The 22,444-nt window shown below is 55.8% G+C and carries 8 protein-coding genes and 2 pseudogenes; 9 read left to right on the top strand and 1 reads right to left on the bottom strand.

What is annotated here, in order from left to right:
- Positions 1–21: 21 nt before the first annotated feature.
- The 6 genes and pseudogenes from BFP96_RS02165 to istA all read left to right on the top strand — a co-directional run.
- Positions 22–11,346 (top strand): amino acid adenylation domain-containing protein, encoded by an 11,325-nt coding sequence (locus BFP96_RS02165; protein WP_371914759.1) that lies wholly within the window; start codon positions 22–24, stop codon positions 11,344–11,346.
- A 52-nt stretch (positions 11,347–11,398) separates the two neighbouring features.
- Positions 11,399–12,370, top strand: a complete 972-nt coding sequence (gene sbnA / locus BFP96_RS02160; RefSeq protein ID WP_065935496.1) for a 2,3-diaminopropionate biosynthesis protein SbnA — start codon at positions 11,399–11,401, stop codon at positions 12,368–12,370.
- A complete protein-coding gene (gene sbnB / locus BFP96_RS02155; RefSeq protein ID WP_065935495.1) occupies positions 12,367–13,386 on the top strand; it encodes a 2,3-diaminopropionate biosynthesis protein SbnB in 1,020 nt (339 codons plus the stop codon). The genes sbnA and sbnB overlap by 4 nt, the downstream gene beginning before the upstream one ends.
- A gap of 5 nt (positions 13,387–13,391) precedes the next feature.
- Complete coding sequence (locus BFP96_RS02150) at positions 13,392–14,441, top strand: threonine ammonia-lyase (protein WP_065935494.1); 1,050 nt, start codon at positions 13,392–13,394, stop codon at positions 14,439–14,441.
- 1,146 nt (positions 14,442–15,587) lie between these two features.
- Positions 15,588–15,808 (top strand): annotated as a pseudogene (locus BFP96_RS28690) (transposase domain-containing protein); the annotation flags it as partial.
- A gap of 175 nt (positions 15,809–15,983) precedes the next feature.
- Positions 15,984–16,625: pseudogene (gene istA / locus BFP96_RS02140) on the top strand (IS21 family transposase); the annotation flags it as partial.
- A gap of 120 nt (positions 16,626–16,745) precedes the next feature.
- Here istA and BFP96_RS02135 read toward each other — a convergent pair.
- Complete coding sequence (locus tag BFP96_RS02135) at positions 16,746–17,309, bottom strand: hypothetical protein (RefSeq protein ID WP_065935492.1); 564 nt, start codon at positions 17,307–17,309, stop codon at positions 16,746–16,748.
- Between the two features lie 1,409 nt (positions 17,310–18,718).
- On the opposite strand from BFP96_RS02135, the gene BFP96_RS02125 reads away from it, so the two are divergent.
- From BFP96_RS02125 to BFP96_RS29955, 3 genes are all read left to right on the top strand, one after another.
- Positions 18,719–20,518: a Mu transposase C-terminal domain-containing protein gene (locus BFP96_RS02125; RefSeq protein WP_065935490.1), complete on the top strand. Its 1,800-nt coding sequence runs from the start codon at positions 18,719–18,721 to the stop codon at positions 20,516–20,518.
- Positions 20,515–21,363 carry a TniB family NTP-binding protein gene (locus tag BFP96_RS02120; RefSeq protein ID WP_065935489.1) on the top strand — a complete coding sequence of 283 codons (849 nt, stop codon included), beginning with the start codon at positions 20,515–20,517 and terminating at the stop codon, positions 21,361–21,363. Before BFP96_RS02125 ends, BFP96_RS02120 begins: the two co-directional genes overlap by 4 nt.
- A gap of 493 nt (positions 21,364–21,856) precedes the next feature.
- A complete protein-coding gene (locus BFP96_RS29955; RefSeq protein WP_139113314.1) occupies positions 21,857–22,393 on the top strand; it encodes a hypothetical protein in 537 nt (178 codons plus the stop codon).
- The last annotated feature ends 51 nt before the right edge of the window (positions 22,394–22,444 follow it).

The following is a 22,444-nucleotide window of genomic DNA, read 5'->3' as shown; positions in this document are numbered from 1 at the left end:
GACAGCTGCGAGTGGGTCGACATCGAGACGATCGGCGCCGATGATCAACCCTTCGAGCGTGCCCCGGTGGAGCCCGAAGACATTGCCTACATCCTGCATACATCCGGATCCAGCGGTCTGCCTAAACCGGTTGAGCTAACACATGGCGGCTTGTCCAACTACCTGCAGTATGCCGCACGCCATTACGCCCTGGCAGAAGGCCGCGGGGCGATCGTGCAATCGCCGGTGACCTTTGACCTGACGCTCACGGCGCTGTTGGGGCCGTTGGTGGTAGGGCAGCGATTATTGCTGGTGGATGAAAGCGAAGCCGGCCACAGTGCAGGTGCGGAGGTAGAGCATGTGTGCGCGCTGCTGCGCGGCGCTGACATCACGTTGCTCAAAGCTACGCCGTCCTATCTGCGCCTGCTCAATACATTGCTGTCGGGCGAGTCACTGTCCGGTGCCGTCAGGGTGCTGGTGGTGGGCGGCGAGGCGCTGCCTTATCCGGTGATTGAACCCTGGCTGCAAGGCCCACGCCCGGCTCAAGTATTTAATGAATATGGGCCCACCGAAACAGTGGTCGGCTGTGCCTGGGCACAGATCACCGGCCCCTGGCCCGAAGGCACACCCGCGCCAATCGGCGTGGCCATCGACAATGTGCAATTGAGCGTGCGCGATCGCCAGTGCCGAGCGCTGCCGGTGGGGGCTATCGGCGAAATCTGCGTGACCGGCCGCGGCGTCGGCCGCGGTTATCGCGGCCGCGAGGAAGAGACCGCGCAGCGCTTTGTGGCCACACCCGAAGCGCCGGGCAGGCTGTACCGAACCGGCGACAGGGGACGCATGCGCTTCGACGGGACGCTGGACTACCTTGGCCGGCTGGATGATCAACTCAAGCTCAATGGCATTCGCATCGAGCCCGGCGAGATCGAGCGTTGCCTGGAGTCGGCGGCAGGCGTCAAATCGGCGGCCGTCGTCAAGGCCAGCGCCGCGGACGGTGGCGAAACCCTTATCGCGTTTGTCAGCGTCGATGGCGTGATTGCGCTCGAACCCCAGGCACTGCGTGAGTATGTTCGCAATCTGCTGCCGGCTGCCTTGGTGCCAGCGCGAATTGCGGTGCTGGCGGCTCTGCCGGTAACCGAGAATGGCAAGATCAACCGTAGCCTGCTGACCCTTCAGGCCAGCCAGATGCCTGTGCTGCCAAGTGCTGTACCCGAGCCTGCGGCGTCAGCACTGGAACAGACGTTGTTGGCGATCGTCAAACAGGTGCTGGGCTCCGGTACGATAGGGGTCACCGACGATGTTTTCGACCGCGGCGCAGACTCTATCCGCTCGATCGCCATTGTTGGCCTGGCGGCACGCGAAGGCATTCATTTGACCGTCGCCGATATCTTCGAACAACGCAGCATCAGGGCCTTGGCCGCCGTCGCCGGAGCAACCGGCGCTGCGACAGCCGGTATGGAGGCTTTTGCCCTGTTGCAGCCCCAGGATAAACAGGCATTGCCGCCGGGCATTGTGGATGCCTATCCGGTCAGCCAGCTCCAGGCAGCGATGATTTTTCATTACGAGCTGGAGCGCAGCAACGCCGTCTACCTGGATGTCTTCAGCTACCGGCTGCAGTTTTCGCCAGACCTCGACGTACTGCAGCAAGCGGCACGCTTGCTGGTCACGCGGCATGAAGCGTTGCGCACGACCTTTGACTTCGCCAGCTACAGCGAGCCCCTGCAGCTGGTGCACGAGCAGGGTCAGGATTTGCTCGACATTGTATTCCTTGAAGATCTTGATGAGACGGCGCAACAGGCGCATATCGCCAGCACGTTCGAGGAAGAAAAAGCTCGTTCCTTCGACATTGGTGCGTTACCGCTGGTGCGCTTGCGCTTGGCGTGCCTTGGACTGGACCGTGTTCAACTGACCATGAGCTTTCACCACGCCATCATTGACGGCTGGAGCGACGTGAGCTTGCTGATGGAGCTATTTGGTATATATCGGGCGTTGCTGGACAGGCAGGCACTGCCGCCGGTTCCTGCGGTTCGCTATGCCGATTACATCCTCCTTGAGCGACACGCCGTTGCCAACGCTTCGACGCGTGATTTCTGGCAACAGTATCTGCACCAAGCGCCCTCGGGGCTGTTGGGCCAGACCGTACGTGTGCCCGATGAGGGGCACGGTGTGCAGATCATTCCGGTGACCATTGGCTCCGAACACGCGCTGGTTTTGCGCCAGATCAGCGCCGCCCATTCACTCCCGCTCAAAAGCCTGCTGTTCGCTGTACACCTGAAGGTGCTCAGTGAGATGAACGGCCAGGCAGACTGCTTGACGTCGATGGTAATGACGGGGCGCCCGGAACACGCCGATGGACAAAAACTGCTCGGGCTGTTTATCAACAGTGTGCCGGTACGGGCCAGGGTGGAGGCCAGTTCCTGGATTGCGCTGGCCCGCGTGGCACTTGCGGCGGAGGGCGAGGTGTTGCCGCATCGCCGCCTGCCACTGGCTGAAATACAAGGCATCAACGCGCAAGCCAGGCTGTCCGATACGCTGTTTTACTTCACTCACTACCACATTGCTTCCAACCTTGAGAGCCTGGGCGTCAAGCTGTTGGATCTCAAGGCCCATGAAGCGTCGAGCTTCAAGCTTGTGGCCAACTTTTCAGTGGACCCGTTCGATGACAGCATCAAGCTGACGTTGGCGATCAAAAGTGACGCACTCAGCAGCACAAACCGCACCCGGCTGGCGGCGCTCTATGCGGCGGCGCTCACGGCCCTGGTTGAGGATCCGCAGGGGTCACCCGAGATGGCTGTGGCGCTTGAGCCCCGTGAACCTGGCGAAGCGGTGCCCGTCACTCACACCATCGTCAGCCATATTCGACAGACCATCGACCGTGTTCCTGAACACCGTGCAGTCATCTGTGGCGACCGTTCAATAAGCTATGCCGAACTCGGTGTGCTCGCCGCGCGTGCCAGTGCGCGAGTGCTTGAGCGGGTATCGGCCGGCGGGCGCGTGGCGATCCTGGCGCCGCGGTCGGAACGTTATATCGCGGCATTGGTCGGAGTTCTCGCGGCGGGGGCCGTCTATGTGCCTCTGGACCCTGCTCATCCGGAAGCGCGCCGTGAGGCCATCCTGCGTGATGCACAGCCGGGGCTGATCATCAGCGATGATCCCGCGGTGGTAGCGGGGTGGCCGTGCATGACGCTGGATGACCTGCTGGCGCCGACAACCGATGTTCAGGTGGCCATTGAGGCGCCGCAGCCTGAGGACGCCGCCTACTTGCTGTACACCTCAGGCTCGACCGGCAGCCCCAAAGGCGTTCTGGTGTCGCATAAAGCCTTGGCGAGCCTGTTCGAAGCCATGACTCAACGCTTGGGCGGCGCTGAGGGCGCCGTCTGGCTTTCCATGACATCAGCTGGGTTTGATATATCACTGCTGGAGTTGCTTTACCCGCTGGTCTGCGCAGGGACCATCGTGGTCTATGAAGCCTCGCAGAGCGTGTTTGCGTCCGCTGTCGCGAATGCCGAGCCGGATGTGAAGTTCAGTCTGTTTTTCTTCGCAAGCCAGCCTGGGCGCCAGGCCTATGAGTTGATGCTGGAAGCTGCACGCCGAGCCGACAAACTGGGTTTCCACGCGATCTGGACGCCTGAGCGTCATTTTCATCCTTTTGGCGGCCCATTTCCCAACCCCGCTATCACTGGGGCGGCCCTGGCTGTGGCCACTGAGCACCTGAAAATCAGAGCCGGCTCGCTGGTACTTCCCCTGCATGACCCGGTACGCGTCGCTGAAGACTGGGCGATGGTGGATGTCCTTTCAGGCGGGCGGGCCGGCATCGCCATCGCCACCGGCTGGGACCGGAACGACTTTCTGCTGGCACACGGCGGGCCGCAGAATTTCGCGCACCGGCGCGAGATGACGCGGGAGGCGATCAACACCTTGCGTGAGTTATGGACAGGGCAGGCGGTAATCTTGAACCGTGGCGCAGGCGAGCAGCGCATCTGCACCTTTCCTCAGCCCATTCAGGCCCGGATACCGTTGTGGCTGTCGGCGTCGAGTGCGGTCGAGACGTTCGAGGCGGCTGGGAAACACGGCGCCAATGTGCTGACCCACCTGCTGGCCCAAGACGTGGCCACCTTGCACCACAATATTCAGCGCTATCGCCTCGGTGCCGGCTCTGAAGGCACAGTCAGCCTGATGTTGCATACGTTTGTGGCGGCGACGCGGGCTGAAGCGGAAGCGGTCGCTCGCGAACCGCTCAAGCGTTACCTGATGTCCTCCGTGGACCTGGCACGATCCGTGTTTGGCCAGAAGGCGAGTGACGGGATGGATGACGACCTCAATTACCTCGCAGACCGGGGGCTTGAGCGCTATATGCACAGTGCCAGCCTGATCGGCGACGTGCAGGACTGCGTCGAACGGGCGCGTGCTTTGATGAGCATTGGCGTGAACGAGTTCGCGTGCTTGATTGACTTCGGTGTCAGCAGCGAACAAGTCCTGCAGAGCCTCGACCATCTTGATCAGGTGCGTCACCAATTGCATGGCAGCTCCTCGGCAGCGCAGGACAGCTCTGTCGCAGGCTTGTGCGCCCGCCATGGCGTGACTCACCTGCAATGCACACCCACGGCGGTGCGCGAGTTGCTCACCGACAGCCGCAGCCGCAGCGCTGTTGCGGCACTCGATACCCTGCTGGTAGGGGGCGAGTCATTACCCCAGCACGTAGCCGATGAGTTGCTGCAAGCCACGCGCGCCAGGGTATTCAATGTTTATGGCCCGACTGAAACCACCATTTGGTCGACCGCATGGCGCGTCGCGCCCGGGCCTGTACGGATTGGCTCGGCGTTGGGCAACGGTGGCGTTCATGTGCTGGATGCCAACAACCAGCCGGTGAGTGGCGATTTGGCGGGTGAAATCTGCATCAGTGGCACGGGCCTGGCAGAGGGTTACTGGCGCCGGGAAGCGGAAACCCGCACGGCGTTCTGTTCGCTCACCCTGACGCCCGGCGAAGCGCCGATCAGGCTATACCGTACTGGCGATATGGGGCGGTGGGACGCTGCCGGGCAACTGGAATTTTTGGGGCGTCAGGATCGCCAAGTTAAAATCGGCGGCCAGCGCATTGAACTGGCTGAAATCGAAGAGCAGATCCGTGCGGTTCAAGGCGTCGCCGATGCTGCCTGTGCGATTGACAACGATGGCTCGATTGCGGCCCTGGCCACCCTGTATCCGGGCGTGGAAGTCGACACCGTAAAAATACGCAGCCACCTGCAGCAAACCCTCACCAGCGCAATGCAACCACTGGCCCTTGGCATCGGCGCGCTGCCGAAAAACCCGAATGGCAAACTCGACAATGCCGCCTTGATTGCCATCGCCCGTGAACACCATCACGCCCCTGCGCCAGTGCCGGGTCGCACCAAAGTGCTTGCACCGAAGGTGCGCTCATCCCGCTGGCAGGCGATGGCCCAGGTCTGGGAGCAGACGCTGCTGACACCTGTGTCTGATGAACACAGCGATTTTTTCGCCAGCGGCGGCAACTCGCTGCGGGCGATGGTGATGGCCAGCCGACTGAGCCAACAACTGGGGGCCAAGGTTTCAGTACGAACGGTATTTGAAAACCCGACCTTCGGCGCACTGTTTTCCGCGTTGAACGCCGATTCGGTAGGGGCTGCAGCTCCTCCAGAGCCGCTGTCTGTGGCTGAGCGCTCAGCGGTGAGCGTGTCCCAGGAACGCTTGTGGCTGGTGGAGAGAATTTTACCGGGCCAGGCTGCCTACAACGACTCGATGCTGCTCAGCGTGACGGGCGAGATGGATGGCGCCAGGGTCAGCGCTGCGTTGGCGCAGATCAGCGCCCGGCATGACGCGTTGCGTATGACATTCGAGGAATACAATGGGCGGGTGCAGGCCAAGTTCAACCAGCAGATGGCGCTGGACTTTTCGGTGCAAGACCTCAGGAGCGTGCCCCACTGTAAGCGTGTTGACGCCGCCCTGGCCAGCGCCCGCGAGCAGGCGCGCCTGCCTTTCGACCTGGAGCATGGCCCGTTGCTGCGTGCGCGTCTGTTGCAACTGGAAGACAACCAACATTACTTGCTGATCACGGTGCATCACATTGTCTGTGATGGCTGGTCCCTGTCGGTCATGCTCAATGAATTTTCTGTCCTTCTCAGTGGCGCCGGGCAATCTCTGCCGGCCGTGACGGCAAGCTTTCGGGAGCACATAGATACCGAGCGTCGGCAGTTGACCGCTGAGCGGCGCGCCGTATTGATCGACTATTGGACACGGCAGTTGGATGACCTGCCAGCGCCGTTGGAGTTGCCACTGGACTTCGCCCGGTCCAAGGCCGAAACCTTTCACGGGGCCATGGCCAACCGCGTTATGCCCAGTGCCTTGCTTGCCAGACTTGATGCCTTTGCGGCGGCCGAAGGCGTCAGCAGTTACATGGTCTTGATGGCGGCGGTCAGCGCTGTTTTGGGGCGCATCACTAACCGGCGAGACATCGTTCTGGGCACCGACGTGGCCAACCGTTTTTCGGTGGCCAGTGCGGGGGCTGTGGGATTATTCGTCAACCAGATGGTGGTGCGAACTCGACTGACTGGCGCGCAGAGCTTTCGCGAACTGGTCAATACTGAGCGTTCGACCATCCTGGACGCATTGGACCACAGCGACTTGCCGTTCAATGAGCTGGTAGATGAGCTTTCACCCACGCGAGACTTGAGCCGCAACCCGCTGTTTCAGGTGGCTTTTACCTATCAGGAGCCCATGGACTACAGCCAGTTGGGTGGCGCCGGGCCGGCCCTGAAAAGAATCCCGCTGGACATTGGGATATCCCGTGTCGACCTAGAAATAAACGCCACGCGCAACCTCGACGGTTTGCTGATAGAGGCGATTTTCAATGATCGTTTGCAACGGCGCGAGAGCATCGAGCAGGTACTGACGACGATTGAGGTTTTCCTGGAGCAGGCCCTGCAGTCGCCGGATACCGTGCTGCAAGATATCCAATTGATAACCTCAGCGGATCGTAAGGTGTTGGAAGCCGGGCTTGGCAGCTTCGGTGTGGATTTTGGTCTTCAGTCACCCAGCCAGATGCTACGCACCTGGGCTGAGCGAACCCCGGAGGCGATTGCCCTCTCTGGGCAGGAGGGAACCTTTACCTACCGACAACTGAGCGAACGCGTCGACGCCCTGGCATGCGGGTTGGCCGGGCAGGGCGTCGAGCGCGGTTCGCTGGTGGCGACGAGCTTGCAACGCGACGCATCACTGGCCGTTGCAATGTTGGCCTTATGGCAACTGGGCGCCGTGTATCTACCGATCGACCCGGACCACCCTGCAAGCCGTTCAATCCAAGTCTTGGGCAAATCCCAGGTCAAGGTGCTGCTGACCAGTGAGGCGTTACAGCAGCACAACGAAGCGTTGGACTGGCAGGGGCGCCAATTGGTGCTCGAACACTGCCTGATTCAAGGCCAATCATTGCCATTGGCGCAGGGGCTGGAGCGCGAACCGGCTTACATCCTGTTTACGTCCGGCTCCACCGGCGCGCCCAAAGGCGCCATTGTTCTGCACGAAGGCATGATCAATCACCTGGGCGCGAAGATTGCCGACCTTGAACTCGGCGCTCAGGATCGCCTGGCACAAACCGCTCCTCAAACCTTCGACATTTCCATCTGGCAGTACATAGCGCCGCTGATGGTGGGCGGGGCGGTGCACATTCTCGATGATGAAACCGTGCGTGACCCCGGATTACTCTTGCAGGCGTGCGAGACCGGTCAAATCACAGTACTGGAGAGCGTGCCCTCGTTCCTGGAGCTACTGGTGGGTTTGGCGCAACGTCGAGACACGCCGTGTTTCTCCAGCTTGCGGATCATGCTGTCGACCGGCGAGGCCCTGCCGGTGATGCTCTGCAGGCGTTGGTTTGCGCTGTTTCCGCATATCGCCTTGCTCAACGCCTATGGCCCCACAGAATGCTCCGATGATGTCACACATCACCTGATGACACAGGCGCCTACACAGGATCTGGCATGTATCGCCATCGGCAGGCCCATCGCCAATGTGCGTCTGTATGTGCTGGACGACTCCGATCAGCTGTGCGCACCTGGCGCCGTGGGCCAGCTGTGTGTTGCCGGTATCGCGGTGGGCGGCGGCTACCTCAATGATGTTGAAGTCACGCAACGCGCATTCGTTGCAGATCCGTTCGCACCTGACTGCGGCAGCCCGATGTATCGCACTGGCGATCTGGCCCGCTGGACGCCGGATGGGCTGCTCGAATATCTGGGCCGCATCGATAACCAAGTGAAAATACGCGGTTGCCGCATTGAACTGGGTGAAATTGAAACCCTTTTGGGCCAGGACCCATTGGTCAAGCAAAGTGTCGTAACGGTGGTCGATGATGACCAAGCGCGCAAGCGCCTGGTGGCCTACGTAGCGCCGGACTGGTCCTACGTCGAATCGACGCTGGATCAGGAGATGCAAAGCGGCCGGCAGCAAGAGTGGCGCTCGGTCTACAACTACTTTTACGAAAACGAGGTGGCGGGCGCAATCCAGGGGCCGGTTGATCCGACTTTTGACACGACTGGCTGGAACGATAGCTTTACCGGGCTTGCGATCCCTTCGGTTGAGATGCGCGACTGGCTGGATCAAAGCTTGGCGCGCATGCAGGCCTTCAAGCCAAAGCGCGTACTGGAAATCGGTTGCGGTACCGGGATGGTGCTGTTCGGGCTAGCGGGCGCCTGTGAACGTTATGTCGGCCTGGACTTTTCCGAGCCTGTGGTGCAACGCCTGGGAGGGCTACTGGCTACGCTGCGCCCTGACTGGCAGCACGTACGCCTTGAGCATCTGGCTGCAGACGAATTGTCCCAGTTGGATGAGGGCAACTTCGACCTGATTGTGCTCAATTCGGTAGTGCAGTACCTGCCCAGCTCCGCCTACTTGATCAATGTGTTGCGCGAAGCCATGGGCAAACTCGCGCCAAAGGGGCAAATTTACCTGGGGGATCTGCGTAGCCTTGAGCTACAGGAAGTCTTCCATACCGCCATTGCGGCCAATGATGCGGCTGAGTATCCGTTGGACCAGTTACGCGCACGGGCCAGCAGCGCCATAGCGCATGACAAGGAGTTGTTCCTGGCCAGTGGTTTCTTTGCCCGGCTGTTGGCCGATGACGTGTTTGTGCGGCGTGCTACCGGGTTACTAACCTGGCTGAAGAGCGGTTTTTTTGACAATGAGTTGACGGTCTACCGCTTCGACGCCGCATTGACCTTTGATGGAGAGGCTGCACCGCCGGCTGAGTCGTTGCCTTGGGACGCCCTGGGCGGTGACACCGACGTACTGGAACAACGCTTGCAATACCTTGGGCGGAGCAGCTTGCATATTACCGGCGTGCCCAACCGCCGTCTTGATCGCGACCGCCAACTAGCGGCCCGAATCGACGGTGATACCGGCGCAGTGCCACAGGCACCAGCCCTAGATGTGTTTGCGCAAATGGCCTCCCGGCATGGCTTGGTGATGCAGTCGCGCTTTATCGAGGGCAAGCCGTTTTTGCTCGACCTGCTGTTTCAACCCGAACTGGCCGCCTGGCCTGCCTCCGTAGGGCGTGGGCCAGGCTCCAACGAACCGCTGCGCAACCGGGCAATGCAACCAATAATGCAACGGCTTCGGGACCGCATAGGCGAAAATCTGCCGGATTTCATGGTGCCCCACAGCATCACGGTCCTCGATAATCTGCCGTTGACGCTCAATGGTAAAATCGACCGTAAAGCGCTACCCAAACCACTGTTCGGGGCCGTGGATGCGCCTTTGCACGACACGCAGCCACGTACCCGAGCCGAAGAGATCCTGTGTCGTATTTGGCAGAAGGTACTCGGCCTTTCTAGCGTGGGCCTGCGCGATAATTTTTTCAGCCTTGGCGGCGATTCGATTCTGGCTATCCAGATCGTGTCGGCAGCCACGCGAGAAGGAATGTTGCTGTCCCCCAAACAGGTGTTCCAGAACCAGACGATTGCCGAGCTGGCCGCGGTGACCACTGCGGTGCGTAACGCCAGCGAGGAGCGGGCGGCGGATGGAAGCTGCCCATTGTCGCCCATCCAGGCCGAGTTTCTGCAGCGTGACCTGCCACGGCCTCAGCATTGGAATCAATCCATCTTGGTCGGCACAGACCAGGTGCTTGATGAGCAACAAGTCCACAGCGCATTGGATAAGGTCACGCAGTGCCATGATGCCCTACGGCTGCGCTTCCGCCGACGCACGGACGGTAGCTGGCAGCAGCACTATGTGACCGGCGGTACTCACTTTGAACTGCGAGTATTGCTGGCGGAAGAAACCCTGGCCCAGGTGGGTGCCGAGCTCAATGCCGGACTGTCCCTGGAGCACGGCCCTCTGCTTCGCGTTGCGCTGCGAACGGGCGCTCAGCCAAAGCTTTTGCTGATCGCTCATCACCTGATCATTGATGGTGTCTCATGGCGCATCCTGCTCGATGATCTGGACCGCGCCTTGGCCAACCCGCAGGGCTGGCAACCGGATGCGCGCACTGCCAGTTATCGTGCCTGGGTGGAACGGCTGATTGGGGTCGCGGAGTCCCGCGTGCTGCGGGAGGATTTTTCCTACTGGATGGAGCAAGCACGCCTTGGGCCGGCCCATCCTGTTGCAGGCGCCGTGACCGGCGCTGCATGCGCGACACAGGTTCTGGGCGGTCCGCTATCCGAGGCGCTGTCCAGTCGACTCTCGCAGGTGGGAACCGGTGCACGTATCGAGGAAGTGTTATTGACAGCGCTGGTCATGGCACTGAGCCAAGCCAGCGGCTGGTCTGATGTGGTACTGGCCAGTGAAACCCACGGCCGTGATCTATTTGACGACCTGGATGTCTCGCGCAGCCTTGGCTGGTTTACGACGCACTTCGCGGTGCGCTTGCGCCTGCCGCGCGCCGGAGATGTGGCAGACGCACTGGGCGCCATAAGCGGCCAACTCCGTCGGGCACGCTCACTCGCCGCCAGCTATGGGATTTTACGTACCTACGACCCCGACCCCGAACTGCGTGCCAGCCTCGCAGGGCAACCTGCGCCGGAACTGGCCTTCACATATTTCGGGCGTACCCAGGATGCCGGCGAAGGCGGCCGCCTATGGAGGACCGAAGGGGAGAGTGGGGCAGTACGTGCACCCGCCAATGGCAGTGAAACGGCCTTGGAAGTCAGTGCAGTTTTCATCGGGCAACGGCTATCTGTGTTCTGGACCGTCGAGTTGTCACGGCTTGATCCGCAGTATGTCGCCGGGATCCAACAGGCGTTCCCCCAAGCGCTGGCCGATGTTCTGAAGGTGGAGGATGTTCACGGGCTCGACGTTACGTTTGCGCAGAACGGCGTGCTTGCCGCCGCGCTGAGCGAACTCATGGACAACACCACCCAGGACTGAACTGCCCAAGCTGTTGCAGCAATTACTTTGTTGGCTATACCAGGAGGTCGCCATGTTAACCAATACTTCGCTTGATCTGATCATGCGTGACGTTTTTCTGGAACTGCCGGAGTTTCTGCCGGGCAGTCGTACCGTGTTGAAACTCGAAGGGCACCATATAACCGGGTCGATCAAGATAAAGCCGGCCATCGCCTTGATCGAGGCCGCCGAAGCCAGAGGGCTGGCGACCCCCGGTGTGACCACCTTTATCGAGTCCTCGTCAGGCAACTTGGGCGTCGCGATGAGTTGTGTGTGCGCAAGCAAAGGCTACGGATTCATTTGCGTCACAGACCCAATGGCGACACAAGCCAATCTCAAGGCCATCCACGCCTATGGCGGGCGTACGATTATTGTGGACGGACGAGATGCCAATGGGGGCTTTGTGGGCACACGTATCGAAACCATACGGCAGATGTGCGCCGAGGACCCGACATGCATCTGGCTCAATCAATACGAGCATCCTGCCAACACTCAGGCTCATCGCGAGCAGACCGCCCAGGAAATACTGCGGACCTTTCCCGCGCCAGAATGGCTATTTATCGGGGTCGGGACGTCTGGCACGTTCATGGGCTGCGCTGAGGCATTCAAGCAAGCCTCACCCGCTACCCGGTTGGTGGCAGTGGACCCCCTCGGGTCCGTCAGCTTTAATGGATCGCCCGGAAAACGGCTAATCCCCGGGATTGGTGCCAGCCAGAGACCCAAGCTACTGGATGCATCCCAGGCTGACTTCGTGGTTTCAGTGAGCGAGCGCGATACGATTGCCACCTGCCGTGATGTCGCTCGGCGCTACGGCATCCTGCTGGGTGGCTCATCGGGATCAACGCTGGCGGCCATTACCGCGCTCTCGGCGCAGATAAACCGCGGTAGCACCTTAGTAGTCATTGCCCCCGACTTGGGTGAAAAGTACCTCGACACCATTTACGATGATGCGTGGGTCAATCGACATTTCGCCCCTGAACGCCAAGCCGTGGAGCTGTCGTCATGAGCGCCGACGCCGGGTTTGCCATTGTCAGTGGAGCAGCCATCGAAGGCATTCTGTTGGGACAGCACCATCAGGTAATAGACGTGATTACCAACGCCTATCAACTGCATGGCCAGGGGTATTCGGTGAACCCCGACAGCTACTTCCTGCGGTTTGCACAAAAACCAGACGCGCGCATCATTGCGCTGCCCGCGTACCTCGCAGGCGACGTCGACACCGCTGGGTTGAAGTGGATTTCCAGCTTTCCGGGGAACATTCAGCACAACCTTCAGCGCGCCTCAGCAGTGCTGATACTCAATGACTTCGCAACCGGCTACCCACGGGCGCTCCTAGAGGCCTCCTTGATCAGCGCACACCGCACCGCCGCCTCGGCCGCGCTTGGGGCCGGGGCGCTAACTCACGGTAGTCGCAGCGTGCGAAAGATCGGCATTATCGGGGCAGGGGTGATCGCCCGCCAAACACTCGATTACCTGTTCGCCGATGGTTGGTCGGCGAAGGAGATCGCGATTCATGACCTGAGGGCGCAAGATGCCGACCGCTTTGCCCAATGGGTGAATGAAAAGGGCGGGCAAGAGGCCTATGCAGTCGACGATGCACGGGCAAGCTGTGAGCACGCGCAGCTGATTATTCTGGCGACGACGGCCGCATCGCCGTACTTGGTAGAGCCCGGCCTGTTCGCCCATGCCCCGACGGTGTTGAACATCTCCCTGCGCGATATAGACCCCGCCCTAATCCTCGCCGCGCAAAATGTGCTGGACGATGTCGATCATTGTTTAAAGGCGAATACGTCACCGCACCTGGCTGAAATAAAGACCGGCAACCGGGCGTTTGTCGCTGGCACGTTGCATGACGTGCTGACTCAGCGCCTGTTACCTGACCCTGACCGGGCGCGCATCTTTTCCCCGTTTGGCCTTGGCGTGCTGGACATCGCGCTTGGTGATTTCGTGCTAAAGGCTGCACGCGCGAATGGGGCTGCCGTAGAAATAGATAACTTTTTTGCCAGTACCGCACGGTGGTGAATCTGATGACAGTGACTAATCTGCAAGCTGGGAGTTCGCGCTGGTCATCAGGACTCGACCTTGCTGCCGTTCACCGCGCTGCGCGCCGTCTGGAGGGCTTTATCCTACATACCCCGGTACTTGAGTCACACGCACTGAATCTGGCCGTCGGCGCAAAGGTTCTGGTCAAGGCAGAGTCATTGCAGAGCGGCGGATCATTCAAGTTTCGTGGTGCACTTAACGCGCTGCTGGCACAAGAGCAACGCCCCAGAGAGGTGGTGGCCTATTCTTCCGGCAATCATGCTATAGGCGTCGCGATGGCAGGCAGGCTGATGTCGATACCCGTTACCGTCGTCATGCCCCATGATAGCCCTGCGATTAAACTGGCAAAAGTGCGAGAGGCCGGTGCTGGCGTCGTGTTCTATGACCGAGGCCGTGATGATCGTAATGCAATCGCCGAGCAACTTTGTACAACGAAACGAGCCCTGCTGATCCCCTCATTCGACAATGCCGATGTGATTGCTGGCCAGGCCACGGTAGCCCTGGAGTTAATCAATAGCGTGCAGGCAAAGGGCTACGCCCTGGAGCATATATTTGTGCCCTGTGGGGGAGGGGGGCTAGTAGCGGGCAGTTGTATTGCCGCCGGCCACGCACAGCAGCAGTGCTCAATTATTGCGGTTGAACCACTAGGTTACGACCGAGTTGGGCGTGCTCGTCGCTTCGAGCTTCCCGAGCGAAATATTGACACATGTGGATCAATTTGCGACGCACTGTTGACGGCAATGCCTAGCAGACTGCTTTTGAGTTTGTCTGAATTCAACGCATTAGGTACTTCGTGCGTTGATGATGATCAGGTGGCCTATGCAGTGCGTTTCGCATATCAGGAGATGGGGCTGATGCTCGAGCCTTCTGGCGCGATTGCCCTAGCGACAGTGCTTATGGCCCCACCAGAAATAAAAGGAAAATTAATTGGGGTCATTTGCTCCGGCGCAAATGTTGACAAGGATCTCCACGCACGTTGCTTGGTGGAAGGGCGGCTCGCCTCACAATCTCCTTTCAATAAAATACCAAATTAAATATATGGTGGACGGGTAGGCAATAGATGCCCAGGAATACTAAACGGAGTTATTTATGCTGCTGGCGTACTTTAAATACCTTATTCTTCCACTATCAATTCCGCTGATCTTGGGTATTTTTTTAACTTCAGAAATTGTCAGAAATTATAATCAGCCTAACAACTATAAATATTCTTCATCAAAAACAAAGCGCACCTTAAAAAACATAAAAATAGGGAGCGAACTTAAAGAGGACCTACCTCCAACTTAACATGTCCAATAAAATTTAGACGCATTTTTAAACTGTTGAATAATTGCTAAAACGCACTTGGAGGCAATGTTAAGGGGGTGAATGCAGAAAAGTGCATGATCCGATGTTCGAAGCCCAATGAGCTTGAGGCATTTGATCGATCAGGGTGTGGAGCCAAGGCTCACTTCTATCAGCTTAAAACCTGAAATCATGAATTGTGCCTATAAAAGAAACGTGTCCTCCATACTCAGGCGGCGGTCACACCGAAGGTGACCAACGCCATCGTGACTGGGGGGCAGACTGTGCGCTGCCTACCCCCTCAAGCCCCGCAAGTTTTCCAGGTTTTCGCGGTACTAAACGTGATGGTGAAAACCCCAGCTTTATCAACTGAAAAACTTTCTACATCAAGGTTTAAAAGTAACCGGCCGGCCAAGTCATCTACCCAGTCCCGCAAAGCCAAGACATGGTGTGCACTTAAATTTAAGTGGGCACCAGTTCTAGCCCTTTAAGCGGTTATTTTATGCAGCCAACACGCCGTTCTTATTCCAAGTAATTCAAAGCCCAAGTCATTCAAGAGTGTGCCCAGCCCGGTGCTTCGATTGCCAGCGTCGCACTCAGCCATAATCTCAAGCAAACCTCGTCCACAAATGGATTCGGCTGCAATCGCAGAAAAGCACAGCGCTGCAACCTGCATTTATTCCATTACCCGTGTCGCTGGCTGGGGCAAAATCCCACCCATCATCATCGAACATCTGCGTGGAAATACAGCACACGCACGGCACCGTAAAAGTGAGCTGGCCCACTGAAAGTGCTGCTGCCTGCGCGACCTTTCTTCGAGACCTTCTGCGATGATTCGCATCGACTCCATCTGGCTCGCCACCGAGCCGATGGACATGCGCGCCGGTGTCTGACTACCCGACAACCAGATCCGACCATGGCCCCTTGGGCGCAAGAACTGGCTCTTCGCAGGGTCCTTACGCAGCGCAAAACGGGCGGCAGCGATCATGAGTCTGATCCAGTTTGCGCGCCTGAATTGTCTTGATCCGTATGCATATCTGAAGGATGTTCTCACGCGCCTGCCGACGCAGCGGGCGAGTGAATCGATCAGTTGCTGCCGCATAAGTGGCAGCCGGTTTAATCACGCAAGACGTGATTGCGGATTCCACGGCCATCCGGCCACAGACTCCACGATGATCCGGCCGCCTATTCCGCGGATATCCGGCCACCAATAAGGCAGGCAGCAACGCAGGATTAATTCACTACCATTGACCTCTTTTTATCGAAGTAGAGAGGTCGTCGTGGAGAGGTTATCCATGCGTAAGATTCGAGAAGTGCTACGTCTCAAGTTCGAGGTCGGTCTATCTGCCCGCCAAGTCGCTGCCAGCTTGCAAGTAGGCCGAGCCAGCGTCGGTGAGTATCTCAACCGTTTTGCTGCCAGCGGCCTGACTTGGCCTTCGCCACTGACTGACTCCGAGCTGCAACAGCATCTTTTTCCGCCGCCGCCCACTGTACCCAGTGATCAACGTCCGATGCCGGACTGGGCTCATGTCCATGCCGAGTTGCGCCGCCCCGGCGTCACCCTGGCCCTGCTTTGGCAAGAGTATCGGCTCACCCACCCGCAAGGCTTCCAGTACAGCTGGTTTTGCGAACACTACCGCCTCTGGGCGGCCAAGATCGATGTGGTCATGCGCCAGGAGCATCGGGCCGGCGAGAAGCTGTTCGTTGATTACGCCGGGCAGACCGTGCCAGTCATCGACCGGCGAACCGGCGAGATACGCCAAACGCAGATATTCGTCGCCGTCCTCGGCGCGTCCAGCTACACCTTCGCCGAGGCCACCTGGTCGCAGAAACTGCCCGACTGGCTGGGCTCGCATGTGCGCTGCTTCGCCTTTCTCAGCGGCATATCGCAGATCCTGGTACCGGACAATCTGCGCAGTGGCGTCACCAAGGCGCATCCCTGAGGATCGCTTCGCGTCACATACACGAGGCAGGAGCCGTATGCGGTAGTTCCGCACGTACGGATCTGTGCGGGGGGCGGCAGGTAACTGCCGTCCCTACCGCGACCATCATTTTAACTAATCACCGGGTCGAAGTTTAAACAAGCGATTAGCAGTGCTCATACCAAATGCGGCCCACGTTGTTGCCAGCAGAAAGAGAATCGCGCTGAGGAGCGCGACGACTGCGCCGGATACTCCGTGGTCCTGAAGGTAGAAAAAGCTAACCATCAATGCGGTGTACACCAGCAAGCCAACCAACGCTACGTAGATCGGAGCGTCTCCGTAGGTGCTATCGACATTGCCATGAGCCATTCGTTGAAAGCGCCGGCCATCTTCCGAAATCCGCACGAATTTGGGGGCGGTGAGATAATGTCTCATCGCTGTAAAGGCGTGATCCTCATAGTCTATAGCTAGTCGTAAGGCGCGCGGGTCAAGGTCGATACGCTTATTGAACGCCTCACGCACATCCATGACCAACACCATAGGATGAACAGTGCGCCATTCGCCGGAATGCACCAGGTCGCGCAAGCGTTGTGTCCGTTGATGAGAGATGCTGGCCGTATTGTGCCGCCAGGTTACTAATAAGGTGAGCAGTCCAATAACGAGCGGCACTACCACTGCCTGCCAAACCTGGAAATCCATCAAAAACTCCTTGATTACATTAACTCAAACGGCGGATCAGCTTCTCATAATCGTCATCTTAGGTCAGCTAACTACGCGGCCATTAATGTGCTGGCCAACCATTGACGGCGCCTCGGATACAGCGAGCTCAATGCTCTGCTCCATCACTAGAGGGTTGATGCCATTGGTAAAATGTAGGATTTCCATATTTTCGTGACCTCCATAGTCGAGGACGCGGAGCGCGTCCCCGTTACACTCTCGACGGCGGGGCTTGGTTGTACCTGGTGCGATTTTCGATTATTAATGGCAGTCAGGCCCACGCAAGAGTCGCTGATATCACTATGCTAGCGCAAGCTCGAACGCACGCCAGACTGCCTACTTGCCTACAGCTAGGTATCGCTTTCTGTGATCCCTGCCCAAACAAGGTCTTCACCATCTCAACGCCTTCAGCGGCAGCCAAAATTTTTGAAGCAAGCGAACGCTTGCCACTTTACAAGGAGCCCAGTTTGATACTCGCTTGGAATACAGCACATTCGGCGCCGTCGACTTCTTCAGACGACTGGACCGAGATATGGAGTAGGCGCATGAAGAAGAAGTGCGCCGGCAATAATAATTAACAGACAGGTTACTTTCCTTGTGACGAAGCTAAGGTAGCCGATGCCCTGGCTCGCGGCCGCGGCAATCCTGAACAACCCGGTACAGTCTTCACCCACATGGACGCTCGTAGGTACCTCGACCGTATTTTCCAGTTCCGCTTGGAAATTCCGCCTCCACCTAGGGGGGATATGAGGCAGTTCGCGTTGAAGCATCTGTCGTCGTTTATGGACATTGTGAAAGATTTGAACGCGGGTGGGGCAAGCCCAGAAGAAGTGATTGACCGGATGATTCACGTGAACATTGTCGATCCGCGCAATGCACTTCAGATCGTCAACGCATTTGCTCAGTCCGGGTTGCTACGCGAGCCCCCGTTGTCGTTTTTGCTAAGAAACACTCTACGTCTGGATAGGCTCTGAAATACTGCTGTGCCGACTGATTCATAGAGCCTGCATCAGCAAAAAGAGGTTGGGGCATGTCATTCAGATCTAGCATTTGCGTCCACCTTGGGATCGTGGTGTGGCGGTCAATCATTAAGGATTATTAATCATTGGCAGCAAAATCAATAACCTAGACGGTATTTTAATCTAAAAAGGATGAAATCACCAAGATTCCAGAGGGATTTATCTTTTTTAACTTTCGCGTATATCCCAAAACAGTTTTATCTCAGCGTGTAACGGATACACGACTCTGATTTTTAAATACAACATTTTATAATAAAAAAAGCATTTCGATTCAAATGGTTATCGTGGCAGTCGCCTCCGTTCCAAACCCGTGTAAAAAAACATGATCTGTGGTGAGCTATATAGGTGATAGGAAACCAATGGGCCCTATTCATGTTTATTGAGCTAAAAAAAGGTCTTCAAGTAATAGCGCGCGGAAAAGGCGCGGTTATATCTTCTATCATTGACTCGGAACATGTCATGGTGCGAGTTTCATCGACCGGTGAAATTGTGCCAGTAGAAGTTAAGGAAATCGAGTTTTTAATGGAGGCGGATCAGCATAGTATTGCTTGGCCGACTAAGCGTGGCTTCGAAGTATCAGATGATGAGTTCAATGAAGCCAAACGCCGGCATCAAATTCTCATTCGGCTTAAAAATGGAGAGATTTCTCATAAGCAAGCGGCGGTAGAAGTCGGTGTCAGCGTGAACCATATCTATAAGATTCTAAAAGACTTCGACGCTGCTAGAGGACCGATTGCGATAACAAGGAGAAGCCGAGGAGTTAAAAAAGGTGAAGTGCGACTTAGCCCGCAAATAGAAAAGATCATCAGCGAAGCTATAGAAGTATACAAAAATAAAGAAGCCGTACCGTTTTCAAAGATATGGAAAAGAGTTGAGGTGGTGTGTAAAGAGGAAGGACTCAAGACGCCATCGAAGCCAACCGTGAGACAACGAATTTTTTCAACATTATCTGCGCTACAAGTCACATCTTTACGTAAAGGGAAAGAAGCCGCCAGACAAAAACATCATGCAAAACCAGGATCGCAGGTTCTGACTTATCCATTAGAAGCTGTTCAAATGGATCATACATTAGCTGATATTGTGCTTTTAGCGAACGATCGAATTCACCCGATTGGCAGGCCATGGGTAACATTTGTGCTCGATAGGTATACCCGCGTAGTTTTAGGCTATTATTTGAGTCTGCACGTTCCTAACTCGGTATCTGTTGCCTCAGCCTTAACTCATGCCGTACTTCCAAAATGGGACTTTCTGGGAAGGCTGGATTTAGATAAATTCAGCTATCCGTTTTATGGGGTACCCCAGTTACTCGGGATGGATAACGCTAAAGAATTTAGGAGTAGTAGATTTCTATTGGATTTAGATAAGGCCCAGATCGCATACAAGCATCGCCCTCCAGGAAGAAAGCATTACGGGGGACATGTAGAAAGAGTTATTGGCACATTTATGGGAAGATTGCATCTTTTGTCAGGAACAACAATGTCAAATACCGTGGCGCGTAAAAATCTGAATTCTTCCGCGGTTCCTACTATGACATTCTCCGACTTTTGCCGATGGTTTGCCTTGCAAGTGTACGATTATCACAATACCGTTCATTCTGAGATTAATAAGTCGCCTGCAGAAGCATGGACGCAATATTTCGATCCGGCTGGTATAACTCCTTATCCTCCATTCACGACGGATCCTCAACAATTTAGATTGAACTTTATGCCTTCTAAAGAAAGAGCTGTGCAAGCTAAAGGGATAGAGTTTAAGAATATGTTTTATTGGGATAATGTGCTTTCGCCGCTGGTGGGAACAGGAAAGGCCACAATAAAGTACGATCCTTTTTCAATGAAGCAAATATGGGTGAAATTTCCATCTGGGTATGTACCTATCCCATTCGCTGATATGAGCAACCCTGATTACACCTACGAAGAGTACCGTGCGGCTGCGTTCCACAGCGGTCATAAAACACCAGGTGCCTTCACAACGCCAGAAGGGCCGGCTGCCTTTCGAGAGGCTGAGGCGATCGAGATTAGAGGCGTCAAGGAAACAAAAAGAGCGAGAAGGCAGGTTGCAGCACAAGAAGAGTACGAAAAAGAATTTTACCCAAGTAAGAAAACCGCCGAACAAAAAAATGTTCCGGATTATTCACAGCCCCCCAAAAAATTTGGTGTGAGTGATAAAGTATGAGTGATTACCCTCAAGATTTACGAGAGCTTTCTGTCCAAGATAGAATCTCATTAATAAATAAAGATGTTTGGGTTGACTATTCTCCAAGTGAGGAAGTATTCAAAATAATGAATAATATTTCTCGCGTACCGAGACGTATTACGGCCCCTGCACTTATGGTTGCAGGGGTAGGGGGGGTAGGTAAGACGGCAATCATACGTCAAATATCGAAGAGGGTTGAGAAAAGTGATGGCCTTTTGTTTCTGGATATGGCGCTCGATCCAGAAAATCCTCATATCAGAAAGACCTTTCACTCCGAATTGTGTAGGGCGTTAGAAATACCAGCTGATAGATCCTCCAGGCCAAAGGAAGGGCGGTGGGTTTCGCATGAACTTGCAGACATTTTGAAGCTAAGGCAAATTTGGGGGTTGGTTATCGATGAAATACATGAATTGCTGTTAGTGAAGAAAGACGAGCAGCGAATTAACGGATCGATTCTCAAAACGTTGATCGGTGAAAAATACGCTTTGTGTTTATTTGGATTTGGTACTTTAGGCGCTACTACTGTACTAGGCGCAAAGCCTGAAACTAAACGACGGTTCACTGAGGTTTTGCTAAATGACTGGAGAGAAACTGAAGAATTTAGATCGTTTCTACTTTCTATTGAAGAGAAGCTACCGCTAAGGGAACCCTCCAAGCTCTACGAGAAAAATATAGTAAGGGTTATTTTGCAAAGTACTCACGGTCGCATGGATAAAGTCATAGACCTGATACGCAGCGCCGGATGTTACGCACTCAAGAATGGCAAGGAACGCATAGATGTAGAATGTTTGAAGGCTGCAGCAGAAAAGCCTTGGTCTTACTAATGAGTTTATTATGTGGCCTACCTTCACCCTTTTATGATGAAACGTTAACATCATGGCTCTATCGAATATCTTTGAAAAATCGAATAGTTGTGAGAGAGCGCGAACTGCTCTTGGCACGACCAAGGGCAGCATGGGGCGGAGTTAATGTCGTTGATGAAGATCTAGACTTTGATTTCTCGACTAACTACTTTAAAGAGAATACTATTTCCTTAAAGTTAAATACACAGCTGACCAAATTTTTTTTAGATCAAAAAATATAGCTCTTGTCAATCCTGGCCGAAGAACGCATTTCTGCTCTATTTGTTTGCGTGAGGACGTTGCAAAGGGCCAAATGCCAGGATGGCGTAGAAGTTGGTGCGCAAGAGATGCTGTACTATGCCCTTTCCATGGAGTAGATCTATCAGATCTTCGGACAAATGCGACGTTCCGAAAGAGTTGGGATGCTTACGTACAAAGTGTCCAGCCTAATATAGCCCTCGATCCTTGGCAGAGCATGAGTTTTCAGAGACTGCGCAGAAATTTAATTCATCGCGTCCAGCTTTGGCGTAAGCGTCAGAATAAACGTACATGTAAGTTATTTGACAATCTATATGATCTCTTCCTCCTGGCGCCGACCTACAATCATGAAGCCGGTGTAGCACGTCTACTTTTTGGCCGCAAACCTGCAAAAAAATACAGTCAAATTGTTACATTTGAGGACGCAGTTCTTTATGGCGCTGAACTAAGTGATGTGCGAGCAAGATTTGGCAGCCAGATGCTTGCGGCTTACGTTCTTGGTGGGGTCCAAGAAAAGGAAATTTTGCAACTGCGGGCTAGTTGCATGGCGCACCATATAGTGTTTCCTAAAGCAGAAGAAATTATTCCAATGATACATTTCGGTTGTGCAACTCGGGCGGATTATGAGTTCTTGCATAGTTATTTAGGGAAGTTTCCTCGAAAGAGGAGTAGTAAGCTTGATTGCCTCTTTACGCGTTTTGAAAAAAATATCGGCTCACGCATTTTCTATAGCCAGCTTCGGTTTGGTCACTAGCTCTTTCGAAGGTAGGCATTTATGACGAGCCGCGCATGATGAGAACTTAGG

Origin of the sequence: Pseudomonas sp. 34 E 7 (assembly GCF_900005715.1) — a bacterium.
Taxonomy (GTDB): Bacteria; Pseudomonadota; Gammaproteobacteria; order Pseudomonadales; family Pseudomonadaceae; genus Aquipseudomonas; species Aquipseudomonas orientalis_A.
Note: the sequence above shows the minus strand (reverse complement) of the source record. Positions and strands in the feature narration are given on the sequence as shown.

Coding starts and splice junctions, on each gene's coding strand:
- BFP96_RS02125 (WP_065935490.1), top strand. CDS start 18,719: ATGTTTATTGAGCTAAAAAAAGGTCTTCAAGTAATAGCGCGCGGAAAA.
- sbnB (WP_065935495.1), top strand. CDS start 12,367: ATGAGCGCCGACGCCGGGTTTGCCATTGTCAGTGGAGCAGCCATCGAA.
- BFP96_RS29955 (WP_139113314.1), top strand. CDS start 21,857: ATGAGTTTTCAGAGACTGCGCAGAAATTTAATTCATCGCGTCCAGCTT.
- BFP96_RS02120 (WP_065935489.1), top strand. CDS start 20,515: ATGAGTGATTACCCTCAAGATTTACGAGAGCTTTCTGTCCAAGATAGA.
- sbnA (WP_065935496.1), top strand. CDS start 11,399: ATGTTAACCAATACTTCGCTTGATCTGATCATGCGTGACGTTTTTCTG.
- BFP96_RS02150 (WP_065935494.1), top strand. CDS start 13,392: ATGACAGTGACTAATCTGCAAGCTGGGAGTTCGCGCTGGTCATCAGGA.
- BFP96_RS02135 (WP_065935492.1), bottom strand. CDS start 17,309: ATGGATTTCCAGGTTTGGCAGGCAGTGGTAGTGCCGCTCGTTATTGGA.